Below are 13,445 nucleotides of genomic sequence, written 5' to 3' on the forward strand. Positions count from 1 at the left end.
TCAAGACATTAACATTTAGCAGATGAAATTAGGCTGTTTAGCGTGATTACTGCTATTTATTAAGAATCATTGAATATATTTCGACCAGAACCAAATCTACTTTGACAATTAAATTGTTACCCTAACCAATTAACTTGTCAATACTTAATGAGATGAAGAATATATTAATTTATGGTGCTTCTGGCCATGCTAAAATGATTGTAGATATTATTTTAAAGAATAATGACTACAATCTTATTGGATTTATAGACTCCTACAAACCAATAAACGATAAAGTTTATGGTCATAAAGTTATAGGTAACTTAGACTCCCTTTCTGTTTTAATTAAAAAATTTAATATTAGTGGTATTGTTATTGGTATTGGAGATAACGAATTAAGACATAGTACTTATAAAAGTATTAAAAAGATAGCGCCTCATATTGAGTTTGTACCTATTGTTCATCCTAGTGCTATTTTAGCAGAAGATATTTTAGTACCAGAAGGTGCTGTACTTATGGCAGGAACCATAGTTAATGCTAATGCAAAGCTAGGAAAGTTCTGCCTACTCAATACAAAGGCATCTTTAGGACACGATTCTATAATGTCTGATTTTTCTAGCCTGTCCTCTGGTGTTACTATTGCTGGTAATGTAAAAATTGGATTATGCTCTTCTATATGCCTGAGTGCTTCCGTAAGCCAAGGCGTAACAATTGGTGACCATACAATTATTGGCGGAGCCTCATTGGTTTTAAAGCCTGTTGGTGATTATAAATTGGCCTTTGGTGTACCAATTAGCACCATTAAGGATCGTGTATTAGATCTAGTCTATTCCGCGTAATTATTTATAATATTCATTAACGACTTCTCTTCTTTTACCCGATGATAAAAGCGGAATCTCATTAACATAGTGAATTTTTATAATAGCATTTTGCCCAAAATGTACTTTGTAATCCTTAATAATTTTGGCTTCATTAACTTTTTTATCTGTATTAAAATTAATGTGGTACTCCGTTTTACTTTTTTGAATTAGTTGAAATTGTTTAAAATCACCATAATTTAACAATCCAACTGATAAATGAGACGGTATTAAATCTCCTTTTGTATTGTAAAGCTGATCTACTTTTCTACCCGAAATTTCTGTGAAATATAGCATCCCATCTTTACCCTCTTGCATAACTCCAATATCTCCTGTATCGTATCTAATAAGTGGTGTTGCAAAATTGAACAAATCTGTAAGTACAATTCTACCTGGTTGCCCATTAGGAACTGGTCTATCGCTATCTAATGTTAAAACCTCAATAACATAACTAGATTCATTAACTCTAAATCGTTGATCATTAGAATTCATTTGCTGAGCTATAATACCTGTTTCGCTATTTGAATAGCGAGATAATGGTGTTATACCAAAATATTTTTTTGTGTTTCCCCTAGCATAAGTACTCAAAGATTCTGAGACCGTAATTATAGATTTTGTTTTAAATTTTATCGGATTCTCATCTAAACCATCAATGTATTTACATGTTTTTTCTAAAGCAGCAGGATAAGTTAAAAAGCATACTTGTCCCTTTCTTTTATTTAATTTTAAAATAAACTTGTTTATATCCTTTTCTGTGTGGTTTAAAATACTCCAAGGCATAAAGTTTTTTAAAAAGAAACTAAGCCTTAGTTTAAAATTTATTCGTTTTGGCCAAATTCTTATAAAAGTTAAAAAGTCCCCTACTTGATAACCAGATTTTGATGAAAAATAAATATTATCTGCATGGACTTTATTTACTTTCTCTGAGTTTTGATATACACTAAATGGCGTACCTGTAGATCCACTTGTCGTTACAATCTTACACTCACTTTTTTTAAACTTAGAAGAAAAAAAGGAGTCAAAATCGTTTCTTATTATGTTTTTATCAACTACTGGAAAATCCTGTAAAACCTTATAATTTGTTTTTTTATAAAAGGAAGTCGTTTGCTGTGCATGCACCATCAATTTATTCAGTTGATTTGCATTTTCAATTTTTGACCATTTATGATCTTCTGTTTCTAATATCTTATGCGTGTAGTGATACGCCTTTTTTATTGGGCTTCCTTTTAATTGATCTAGAAACCAAAAAAAACTTCGTCTTAAATTCAATTGAAAAATGTATATCTTAGAGTCGCTATTTTTCAGACCATTTGTATAAGTCAAAATAATCTGACGCATACAAAAGTATACTATTTTCAGGTATTGAAGGGTTAAAAAACGGACTTCCTGGCCCAGGATATAAATCGTTGTGTCCTTTGTTTTGCTTTAAGAATAAAATGTCATCGTATTTAGATGTAATAGTATCATTTATCTTTATATGAGATTGTGCCATTTTAGTTTTTAATTGCCAAACCACCCACCAATCAAGTCCATGTCTTACTATTATTATGGTTTCATTAGGATTTAAAATTTTATTTGACATCTCTGATAAATCATTGTAAGCATCAAGGCTTATACTATTTGTTTTTGGAAATACCAGGTTAAAAATTACAGATACACCAATAATAACACTTAGTAATACAGTAAATTTCTTTTTATAAGACGCCTTTAAATAAGGAAACACTAAAACCAAAGCTATCAATTGCGGTATAAATAACATTAGGTTAAAACGCCTCCAAAGCTCGAATCGTAATAATGGAATAGACAACAAAACTATAAACCACATGAAAACAGTAAACATTTGTTTATGGCTGGTTTCTACCTTTTTATTTCTAATGGTTAAAAACAACATCAACACTACAAAAACGCTAAGAATAAAACTTGCAATACCAGCAGGATAAAACGCTATTCGCCATGGCAAGCCAAACCATTTTTCAAAAATATTTATAGCATTAAAAGCTCTAAAAGGGTCTAACCACCATACTATTAAAAAACCTATAACAGATGTTATAAGTATTGGCACTACAGCACGTACTTTATAAACACAGATTAAAAACAATAACAAAAAGATGAGTGCTATTGCAAAAACACCAAAATGCGTTACACCAATCAGCAATAAAGTAAATACTGACAATAAAACATACTTATTGGATTTTTCTTTAAAAAACCTGATAATGAAATAAATAAAATAAGTAAATCCGACAAGCGCATAAGCGTTTTTCATCATCTCAGCACCCAAACAAAGCGATGAAAATGAAAACAAAGCAAACCCAAGTATTAAATATTCAAATGGTTTGGTGAGTCTATAAGCTAAGTAATGATGTATAAACTTATATAGTGGAAACACAAGCAATGATATACTCAATGCTCCTAATATTTTTATTACCAAAATAATAATAAAATCTATTGGTTGCGAAGGCAAAATAAAAGCAAACACTTTTACAACAAAAGCATTAACGTAAAACACTAATGGCATATCCTTCATGGCTAAATGACCATGCTCTAAGACATGTCTTACTTGCACAGGATAATAACCTCCATTAATCCCAGTAATGATACTCGATTGAAATTCTAAAAACAATCTAAAGCTAAAAGAGAGCAATCCTAAAACACCATAAACGGCTTTTTTATCCATACAATTACTTTGCATTATAATACTCATTAACCACTTCTCTACGCTTTCCAGAATTTAATAACGGAATATCATCTACATAATTAATCTTAACGATAGCATCTTCACCAAAATAAGACTTATACTCTTCAATAAGTTGTATCTCATCTACTTTTTCATCGGTATTAAGGTTAATCTCATACTCTTTCAAGCCTTTTTGTACCAACTGAAACTGCTTATAATTACCATATTTACAAAGCTTGGCAGAAATATGTGATGGCACTAAATTGCCTTTTGTATCATACAATAAGTCTAATACTCTACCAGATATTTCAGAGAAAAAAGGCTTATTGTTTTCATCTAACTCCATGACGCCAACATCTCCTGTATCATATCTTATAAGTGGTGTTGCTAGATTGTGCAAATCGGTTACTACAATTCTTCCTCGTTCTCCGTAACCTAACTTCTTGTTAGAATTAAGGTCGAAAATTTCGACGATGTAACTCGATTCATTAATTTTAAATCTTAAATCATCAGTTACTGTTTGTTGTGCTATAATTCCATTTTCATTATTAGAATATCTAGACATTGGTTGTATTCCAAAATACTTTTTAACTAAGTTTCTAGTATAATCATTTAAAGCCTCTGAAATTGTAATTATTGATTTTGTTTTGAATGCTATTGGATTTTCATTCAACGTATCGAGGTACTTGCATATTTTTTCAAAAGAAGAAGCATATCCAATAAAGCAAACTTCGGATGTTTGTCTATTCAACTTTTCAATAAATGCTTTTATTTCATCATCAGATAAATTAAAAACACTTAATGGCTGCATATTTTTTAGCTGAAATTCTACACGCTTCTTTAGGCTAAAACTATCAGACCAAATTTTCACATAGATCAAATGATCACCTAAATTATAATTTGATTTTGATGAAAAATAGATGTTATCCGCAATATTTTTTTGAAGCTTTTCTTTATTGTGATAAACACTAAATGGAGAACCTGTAGAACCACTAGTTGATACTTTTCTACATTTAGAAATATTATATTTTGAAGATATAAAATCATCAAAATTATCTCTTATAATATTCTTATTGATAATTGAAAAGCCATCTAAACCATCTTGCACATTGTGTTTTTTGTAAAATTGAGTAGTAGAAACTGCGTGATTTAATAATTCTTTGAGTGAGCCTTCTATTGCTTTTTTATTGTCTTTTGGATTATCTAGTAACCTTTGCGTATTAGCTAAAACCTTATTAATTGGCTTACCGCTTACAGCATCTTTTAGCCAAAAAAATTGTTGTCTAAGGTTTATTCCTCTTTTCATTATAATATAATTGATAGCCAATAAACCTTAACATGCTAATTTTAAGACTTATACTACAATTATAACAAAAAGTTTTTCTTTTAGTTATAATTATGGATAAAGTGAAAAAAAAACGCAATCAAATCAATGATTGCGTTTTTTAAATTATGGATTTTAGCTTTAATTTTTTATAATTCTTGAATTAAACATTCCCAAATTGGTTTTTATTGAAAGTAAATAAACACCTGAAGATAATTGATTAACACTTATATAACCTGTATTATTCTCTTCTTTAATTAAAACTTTACCTTGTAAATTCAATATAGATACAGTGTTAACTTCTACTCTATTATTAGACTTTATGTGAATACTATCTTCAACAGGATTTGGATAAACTGAAATTAAATTTTCTTGTGTAACATCATCTACTCCTAAATTTTCTACTACTGTTGTAGAAACTGTATTAGTTATTATTGGTAAATTATAGTCAAAATAGATACTCGCATCTCCACTCATTACATCACCTAATTGAATTGATTCTATAGGTTTTATTTTATAAGCAATATAACCATGACTATTAGCCTCATCTAAAGTTTCATAAGGTAAATTAATATTATCAAAAAAGAATTCAACTTCATTTCCATTAGTTATCTCAACAGTATAGTTATGGCTCGCGCTTGTAATTTGTATGGTACTCCAATCTAAATCTGCATCAAGCTCATCCTCTATGCGTACAAAGGTGGCATTAGCAGATCCTGTATTTTGAAATCTAATGATGTAATCTAAATATTCTTCTGTCTCATCTGTGGTAATTGAGTTGCCTTGTAGAACCTGCTTATCATTTGGATCGTAAGCATTAACCACTACTTGTTCTAATATATATGTATTATCATTTGTTGTATAATCGCTAGCACTTGGTAATACTGAAGCTGTAAAATTAAGCACATCTTCTCCATTTACTGTTGGAGGTACAAAGGTTTGCATTATAATTTCTATTTCTTCAACTTCAAAAGGATTTAGACTTGCAATAGAAAAATCAATACTATTTGTTGAGCTATTAGTTTCTGATGGCACAGCCGAAACAAAAGACTGCATAGTACCATCAAACACTAAACTTGCAGAAATATTATTAATTGATTGAGTCCCAACATTTTTAATTATCAATTTATAATTAGCTTCAAAACCTGGTCTAGCTTCATCTAATGGCAATATTGTAATGTTTAAATCTTCTATTGATTGATTTGCTGTTAAACAAAAATCTACTTGTTCAGAAGACGTTGATGTAAAATCTACTAAAACAGATTCTGGAGATACAGAAAAATATGATGGTAAGTTTTGAATAGACACATTAAAACTATCAGCATAAACTGAGAGATCAAAGTCACCGTTAATAACGTTTGTAGAATAACTACCTTCAGCACCTTCAGCATTAATAAGATAATTTGAAACCAACACATCTGTCATTGAACAGCCATTATTATCAGAATCAAATACAACAGAACCAAATATATTGCTACAATCTGGTGATAGATTATCGAAAAAAATAGACCAACCGTTATTTATTAAATAATTTCTTGCTTCAACATTACAATATTCTAATCCACTAACACCTACTTGCTGATTCTCTCTTCCTGAATTAGCAAAGCTTAATAATAATGCATCATAATTGGGAACATCTAAGTTTGTAAAACTTACAAAGTCTGTTAAATACATAAAGCCATCATCTTGATAAAAATCCCAATCTGAAAGATCTTGATTAAAATTACTGGCATTATAGAATGTTCTAAATAAATTCCACGCATTAGAAACATTCCATTGATTTAACGGTTGATTAAAAGCACTGGCGTTATTAAACATATCTCGCATGTTTTCTACATTAGAGACATTCCAATCGTTTATTGGACTATTAAAGTTATTTGTATCCTGAAACATACTCTCCATTGTTGTAACATTAGAAGTATCCCAGTTATTTATATCTTGATTAAACTCATAAGCTCTAAAAAACATATCACTCATATCTGTAACATTAGATGTATTCCAATTGCCTATGGATTGATTAAATACATTAGCATCGCTAAACATTTTTGACATATCTATAACATTAGCCACATTCCAATTAGCTAGAGGTTGATTAAATGATATTGCATTTTCAAACATACTAGACATATTAGTAACGCTAGACACATCCCAATTAGTGAGAGGTTGGTTAAAATCCCAATTGTTATAAAACATACCTTCCATATTTGTTACACTAGAAACGTCCCAACTATCTAATGGCTGATTATAAGAGCTTATATTATAAAACATTCTTCTCATATTGGTGACGTTAGAAGTATCCCAGTTATTTAACAACTGAGTAAAAGAAAATGCACTATCAAACATCTCTTCCATATCTGTTACATTTGAAACATCCCAGCTATTAATTGGTTGATTAAAAGTATTAGCACTAGAGAACATTCCACTCATATCAGTTACATTTGACACATTCCAATTGATTAGCGATTGATTAAAACTATTAGCGTCAGCAAACATACGTTTCATGTTAACAACTTGAGAAACATCCCAACTCTCTACAGAATAACTAAAATCGCTGTTACCCTCAAACATAGCCTCCATATTTGTTACACTAGAAACATTCCAACCATTTAATGGCTGATCGAAATCAGTGTTCTTAAACATTGCTGACATATTTGTTACATTAGAAACATTCCAATTTTCAATTGGTTGATTAAAATTATCTGCATTTTCAAATAGAGATGCCATATTAAGTACATTAGAAACGTCCCAATTTCCTATAACACCATTCATAGCATCAGCATTATAAAACATTCTAGACATATCTATAACCTGTGATAAATCTGGTGTATCATTAGCATTGATGACCATATTAGTACAATTTTCAAACGTAGATACCATAGATTGCCACTGTATATCTCCCCATTGCTCAATACTTAGTAACTTATACGCATCTACATAAAAACCATTTGGATCATTTAATGTAAAATAAGGAAAATCCCCTGAAATTGTAATTGTATGCTCGCCTATTGAAAGATTATGGGAAACATCTCCAGTAACATTACTTAAAACTGTACCATCACCAAAGTCTATACTATAATTATAAGTATAATCTGGTGAAGTATATATTGTTAGGTCATTGTTTCCAGAAACTGCATTCCAAGTAAAAACAAAAGGCTCTTGGGCATTAACTAAAAATGAAGTAACAAAAAAAATGAGTAAAAAGTATAAGTTCTTCATCAGCAAATTGAATCGATTGGTTAACAATCAAATATGGTCAATTTTTCTGATAAAAAAAAACGCAATCAATTTGATTGATTGCGTTTTTGTACTTAATTGATATATCAGCTCAGTGTAAACTAATAATATGTTACTGAAAAAGAACCTTCAGTAATATTTACGTTTGATGTAGCTGTACTTCCTGGACTTGGCTCTGCTGTAAACTCAAATGTACCAACAATTACTTTATTTGTTGTATCATGAGACTCAATGACAAATGAACCATTGGCAAGATAAACATCTGTTGCAGAATCACCAATATATTGACCAACATTAGAAAGACTTCCAAAAGAATCAAAAGTATAATTTCCAGGTGCTATATCAGCATCAAAAGATAGCCCTATAGTCTCTCCATTATTTTTAGTTGCAGAAACAGAAATAGTAGTCATTCCATTTAAGGATAGTTCTGTTCCAAAAACGGCATCTTCAACAAACTCATTACCATTTACATTTGCAAAAAATGTGCTTTCATTTGGAGTTTCTAAACCATCTTGATAGGCAACATTTGTAAAGCTACCATTTGTAAACTCAATAACATCACCACTTATACCTGTTCCTGTGAAATGAAATGTCCCTGAAATTGTTTGACTTTCAGAATCAATTTCAGAGATAATCACCTGACCCTGTGAAGTATCAGTTGCATTTAAATCTAAAGAAATATAAGGGTTGGATCCTCCATTTTGAGAGGAGTAGGTTGCTGAATTCGTCTGTAAATTACCTATACCTAAGTCGTAAGTTCCTTCAGAAATACCAAAAAGAGTTATTATAAATAATTCCTCTTGCGCACCTCTTATTGCAGAAATATTAATGACTTCATCTGTTATAGTAGCAACAACAGTTGTAGCCACATAAGTCTCATTATTAAAATCTACTTGAAAGTTTGAAGGACCAGAAGGATTCGGATTATTAGAGTTTGCTAATTCTGAATCTACTGGTTCGTTATCACATGATACAAAAGCTAAGGCTAGGAATAGTGCTGGAATGATTTTTAAAAATTTCATATTTATAATTATATAGTACACAAATTTAAATTTATTTATTAAAAAGCAAAGAAAGTGTCTAAAAACTATAAAAAAACGCTCTGTAAATTGAATATATGATAGTCACTCTAAGATAAAAAAACAAAAAGCCGTTTCACTGAATTATGAAACGGCTTTTTTATACAAATCCTACCTTAGCAGGAATGGTAATTCATTATTTTACTTCTTCGAAGTCTACGTCTTCTACATCGCTTCCCTCATCTGCTGGTTGTCCTTGTGCGCCTGCATCAGGACCTGGTGCACCACCTTGAGCTTCTGCTTGTGCTTTGTACATTTCTTCACTAGCAACTTTCCAAGCCTCGTTAATTTTTTCTAAAGCCGGATCTATTACTGCTAAATCTTTAGTTTCGTAAGCTTTCTTCAACTCTTCTAAAGCATCTTCAATTGGCTTTTTCTTATCAGCAGATAATTTATCACCAAATTCTTCTAATTGCTTTTCAGTTTGGAAAATCATTCCATCTGCCTGATTTAATTTATCAGCAGTTTCTTTTGCTTTAGCATCTGCATCTGCATTAGCCTCTGCTTCTGCTTTCATCTTTTGGATTTCTTCTTCTGTTAATCCTGATGATGCTTCTATACGAATATCTTGTTTCTTACCAGTAGCTTTATCTTCTGCAGATACTTTAATAATACCATTAGCATCAATATCAAATGTTACTTCAATCTGAGGAGTTCCTCGTCTTGCTGGTGGAATACCATCTAAATGGAAACGACCAATCGTTTTGTTATCTGCTGCCATTGGACGCTCACCTTGTAATACGTGAATCTCTACTGATGGCTGATTGTCTGCTGCTGTTGAGAATACTTGAGATTTCTTAGTAGGTATCGTTGTATTAGCATCTATGAGCTTTGTCATTACATTACCCATAGTTTCAATACCAAGAGATAATGGTGTTACGTCTAATAAAAGAACATCCTTAACATCTCCTGTTAATACACCACCTTGTATACCAGCACCAAGAGACACAACCTCATCTGGATTTACACCTTTACTTGGCGACTTTCCGAAGAATTTTTCTACTGCTTCTTGTACCGCAGGAATACGTGTAGAACCACCTACTAAAATTACTTCGTCTATATCAGATTTAGATAAACCTGCTGCTTTTAATGCTGCCTCACATGGCTCTATTGTACGCTTAATTAAATCGTCTATTAATTGCTCAAACTTAGAACGCGTTAATGTACGCACCAAGTGCTTTGGCCCACTAGCCGTAGCTGTTACATAAGGTAAATTAATCTCTGTTTGTGCAGAAGATGATAACTCTATCTTAGCTTTTTCTGAAGCCTCTTTAAGACGTTGTAAAGCCATAGGATCTTCTCTTAAATCCATACCTTCATCGTTCTTAAACTCTTCAGCTAACCAATCTATAATTCTTTCATCGACATCGTCACCACCTAAGTGCGTATCACCATCTGTAGATAATACTTCAAAAACTCCGTCTCCTAATTCTAATATAGAAACATCGTGAGTACCACCACCAAAATCGAATACTACGATTTTTTGATCAGTAGATTTTTTATCTAATCCATAAGCTAAAGCTGCTGCTGTTGGCTCATTAATAATACGTCTTACTTTTAAACCTGCAATCTCACCAGCTTCTTTAGTAGCTTGTCTTTGTGCATCGTTAAAATATGCAGGCACTGTAATTACAGCTTCAGACACGTCTTGTCCTAAGTAATCCTCTGCAGTTTTCTTCATTTTTTGAAGTACCATTGCAGATAATTCTTGTGGAGTATATAAACGACCATCGATATCTACACGTGGTGTATCGTTATCTCCTTTTACCACTTTATATGGTACACGTTCTGCTTCTCTTTTAGACTCAGAATATTTATTACCCATAAAACGTTTAATAGAATAAACGGTTTTTGTTGGATTAGTTACTGCTTGTCTTTTTGCTGGATCACCAACTTTAATTTCACCTCCTTCAACGAAAGCAATCACAGAAGGTGTAGTTCTCTTACCTTCAGCGTTTGGGATTACAACAGGCTCATTACCTTCCATTACAGAAACACAAGAGTTCGTTGTTCCTAAATCAATTCCAATAATCTTACTCATAATTTATTTTGATAATTAGTTTTTCCACTCCTGCCTTCCCTAAGGTTAATTCGCGGAAATAATAGTATTTTTTAATTTTTAAACTCGTTTTCTAAATGTCAATGATTATGCCATCCCAAAAAATGTGACATGATGTCATATTGAAATTGAAGACGACGATGAAATCGAAACTTTAAAAAAATTTATTAATCTGTTAAGTTTGGAATACGATTTGATACTATTGTAAAAAACTATTAATTATGAAACGCATTTTATCCTTTATTACCGTATTAACGTTATTATTAACTTCCTGTAGTGGTGAAGACGGGAGAGATGGAAGAGATGGACTTGATGGAGCCATCATTGCTTCCTCTGCCTTTGAAATTGTCTTAGACTTTACTCCAGAAAATAATTATTCATTTGTAGAACCTTATGGTTTTAATGTGCTTCCTACAGATGTTACTTTAGTTTATATTTCTTGGGAAGTTGACAACGGACAAGATGTATGGAGACTTCTACCTCAAACAGAATATTTTGATCATGGTGAGTTGGTCTATAATTTTGATTTTACACAAAATGATGTTCGCTTTTTCTTAGATGGAACTGCTGATTTTTCATTATTAGATACTTCTTACACAAATCAACAAGTATTTAGAGTTGTTGTCGTACCTGCTGATAATGTTGGGCGTATAGACCATTCAGATTTAAACACTGTAATGGATATGTATGGCATAGAGTCCTTTGAGAAAAGATAATCTCAAACTATTGATAAAAAGGACTGCGTAAAAAGTATGAAACTGTCATTGTGAATTTATTTCAGAATCTGAAACGAGTTCAGATTAACAAAATATAGACTTTTATGCAGTCTTTTTAATTTTATTCATTACAACCTTCTCTCCGTCTGGTATCTACTAAATAAATAATTTTCCAATCACCCTCTTCTTTTATAAGCTGAAAAGAATTAACTCCACAATGGCTAAAATTATCGTTAAACCAAAACTCATATGGTGTCCAAGCATTTGCCATATTACCATCTACCTGTATACTATAGCTTAGTAATTTCTCTTCAAAAGTCTTATCCTTAGGTATGCTGGCAATACTCTTTATAAATTGGCTATAATCACTTTCGTGTAAAACTGTTTTCCCTTCTCTATTAAGTGAAATAGACTGTAGTTTTATATTTCCTTTTACCATAGTTTTTAAAGCTATAGTGTCTTGTTTATGAAACGCATCAAAAAACTCAACAATTGTAGATTTCACTTGCTCTTTTTCTGAATCTTGAGCGTTTAAAACAAGTCCTAAACACAATACTAATGCCAGTAGATTTTTTTTCATAATTGATATAGTTTTTGTAAAATTTAAGGATTTATTGGTATTTACAGATTTGATTAAAGAAAGTTTAACAAAACTCATTATTTTTACAGACAATAAATATTTAAAATACTATGTCAGTAGCTAAAAAAGCATATAAAAGAATTACCGTAAAAACCTTAATAGACATGAAGTCTAAAGGTGAAAAAATATCCATGCTAACCGCTTACGATTATACCATGGCAAAAATTGTTGATGGTGCTGGTGTAGATGTTATTTTAGTTGGTGATTCTGCAAGTAATGTTATGGCAGGTCACGAAACCACACTTCCTATTACTTTAGACCAAATGATTTATCACGCTTCTTCAGTTGTAAGAGCCATTGATAGAGCTTTGGTGGTTGTAGATTTACCTTTCGGAACTTACCAAAGTGATCCTAAAGAAGCGCTTCGCTCTGCGATTCGTATTATGAAAGAATCTGGCGGACATGCTGTAAAACTAGAAGGAGGTAAAGAAATTAAAGACTCTATAAAACGTATACTCAATGCAGGAATTCCTGTAATGGGTCATTTGGGATTAACTCCTCAATCTATATACAAATTTGGAACATATACCGTTAGAGCAAAAGAAGAAGCCGAAGCGCAACGCTTAAGAGAAGATGCCAAAATGCTAGAAAAAGCGGGTTGCTTTGCTATTGTATTAGAAAAAATTCCTGCTGAATTAGCCAAAGAAGTTGCAAAAAGTGTTTCTATTCCTGTTATTGGTATTGGTGCTGGAGATGGTGTAGATGGACAGGTTTTGGTGCTTCATGATATGATTGGGATGACTCATGAGTTTAATCCTAGGTTTTTACGTCGATATATGAATTTATATGAGGATATGACTAAAGCTATTGGTCAGTACGTAACAGATGTAAAGTCTGAAGATTTCCCTAATGAGAAGGAGCAGTATTAAAAGCCCCTTTGTCC

General features: G+C 31.6%; 10 protein-coding genes. 3 read left to right on the plus strand and 7 right to left on the minus strand.

All coding sequences use genetic code 11. The features are described from left to right. Positions 1–152: 152 nt before the first annotated feature. Positions 153–818, plus strand: coding sequence for an acetyltransferase (locus tag N4A42_RS07685; protein WP_294072315.1), 666 nt, complete (start codon positions 153–155; stop codon positions 816–818). On the opposite strand, the gene N4A42_RS07690 is transcribed toward N4A42_RS07685, so the two are convergent. The 6 genes from N4A42_RS07690 to dnaK form a co-directional block, all read right to left on the minus strand. Further along, the gene (locus N4A42_RS07690; RefSeq protein WP_294072318.1) at positions 819–2,174 is read right to left on the minus strand and encodes a CoF synthetase; all 1,356 of its coding nucleotides are present in this window, start codon (positions 2,172–2,174) and stop codon (positions 819–821) included. It lies immediately after the preceding gene. Further along, a complete protein-coding gene (locus tag N4A42_RS07695; RefSeq protein ID WP_294072321.1) occupies positions 2,131–3,537 on the minus strand; it encodes a hypothetical protein in 1,407 nt (468 codons plus the stop codon). The genes N4A42_RS07690 and N4A42_RS07695 overlap by 44 nt, the downstream gene beginning before the upstream one ends. Further along, positions 3,515–4,816: a CoF synthetase gene (locus N4A42_RS07700; protein ID WP_294072324.1), complete on the minus strand. Its 1,302-nt coding sequence runs from the start codon at positions 4,814–4,816 to the stop codon at positions 3,515–3,517. Before N4A42_RS07700 ends, N4A42_RS07695 begins: the two co-directional genes overlap by 23 nt. A gap of 159 nt (positions 4,817–4,975) precedes the next feature. After that, entirely contained in the window at positions 4,976–8,050 is a 3,075-nt protein-coding gene (locus N4A42_RS07705) for a BspA family leucine-rich repeat surface protein (RefSeq protein ID WP_294072327.1), read from the minus strand. A gap of 119 nt (positions 8,051–8,169) precedes the next feature. Beyond that, entirely contained in the window at positions 8,170–9,090 is a 921-nt protein-coding gene (locus N4A42_RS07710) for a DUF6252 family protein (RefSeq protein WP_294072330.1), read from the minus strand. Positions 9,091–9,283: 193 nt separating this feature from the next. After that, entirely contained in the window at positions 9,284–11,188 is a 1,905-nt protein-coding gene (dnaK, locus tag N4A42_RS07715) for a molecular chaperone DnaK (RefSeq protein ID WP_294072333.1), read from the minus strand. A gap of 239 nt (positions 11,189–11,427) precedes the next feature. Here dnaK and N4A42_RS07720 point away from each other — a divergent pair, with 239 nt between their 5' ends. Next, positions 11,428–11,922 (plus strand): hypothetical protein, encoded by a 495-nt coding sequence (locus tag N4A42_RS07720; RefSeq protein WP_294072336.1) that lies wholly within the window; start codon positions 11,428–11,430, stop codon positions 11,920–11,922. Between the two features lie 121 nt (positions 11,923–12,043). Here the strand turns inward: N4A42_RS07720 and N4A42_RS07725 are convergent, their stop codons facing one another. Beyond that, on the minus strand, positions 12,044–12,502 hold the full coding sequence (locus N4A42_RS07725) for a nuclear transport factor 2 family protein (protein WP_294072339.1): 459 nt from the start codon (positions 12,500–12,502) through the stop codon (positions 12,044–12,046). 110 nt (positions 12,503–12,612) lie between these two features. Between N4A42_RS07725 and panB the strand changes: the two genes are divergently transcribed. Then, entirely contained in the window at positions 12,613–13,431 is an 819-nt protein-coding gene (gene panB, locus N4A42_RS07730; protein WP_294072341.1) for a 3-methyl-2-oxobutanoate hydroxymethyltransferase, read from the plus strand. Positions 13,432–13,445: the final 14 nt, after the last annotated feature.

It is taken from the genome of Winogradskyella sp. (assembly GCF_025210595.1).
In the GTDB taxonomy this organism is placed as follows: domain Bacteria; phylum Bacteroidota; class Bacteroidia; order Flavobacteriales; family Flavobacteriaceae; genus Winogradskyella.

What these genes read in the sequence shown, in the direction of transcription:
- N4A42_RS07690 (WP_294072318.1), bottom strand. Translation starts at nt 2,174, where the DNA reads ATGCGTCAGATTATTTTGACTTATACAAATGGTCTGAAAAATAGCGAC.
- dnaK (WP_294072333.1), bottom strand. Translation starts at nt 11,188, where the DNA reads ATGAGTAAGATTATTGGAATTGATTTAGGAACAACGAACTCTTGTGTT.
- N4A42_RS07700 (WP_294072324.1), bottom strand. Translation starts at nt 4,816, where the DNA reads ATGAAAAGAGGAATAAACCTTAGACAACAATTTTTTTGGCTAAAAGAT.
- N4A42_RS07720 (WP_294072336.1), top strand. Translation starts at nt 11,428, where the DNA reads ATGAAACGCATTTTATCCTTTATTACCGTATTAACGTTATTATTAACT.
- panB (WP_294072341.1), top strand. Translation starts at nt 12,613, where the DNA reads ATGTCAGTAGCTAAAAAAGCATATAAAAGAATTACCGTAAAAACCTTA.
- N4A42_RS07705 (WP_294072327.1), bottom strand. Translation starts at nt 8,050, where the DNA reads ATGAAGAACTTATACTTTTTACTCATTTTTTTTGTTACTTCATTTTTA.
- N4A42_RS07725 (WP_294072339.1), bottom strand. Translation starts at nt 12,502, where the DNA reads ATGAAAAAAAATCTACTGGCATTAGTATTGTGTTTAGGACTTGTTTTA.
- N4A42_RS07685 (WP_294072315.1), top strand. Translation starts at nt 153, where the DNA reads ATGAAGAATATATTAATTTATGGTGCTTCTGGCCATGCTAAAATGATT.
- N4A42_RS07710 (WP_294072330.1), bottom strand. Translation starts at nt 9,090, where the DNA reads ATGAAATTTTTAAAAATCATTCCAGCACTATTCCTAGCCTTAGCTTTT.
- N4A42_RS07695 (WP_294072321.1), bottom strand. Translation starts at nt 3,537, where the DNA reads ATGAGTATTATAATGCAAAGTAATTGTATGGATAAAAAAGCCGTTTAT.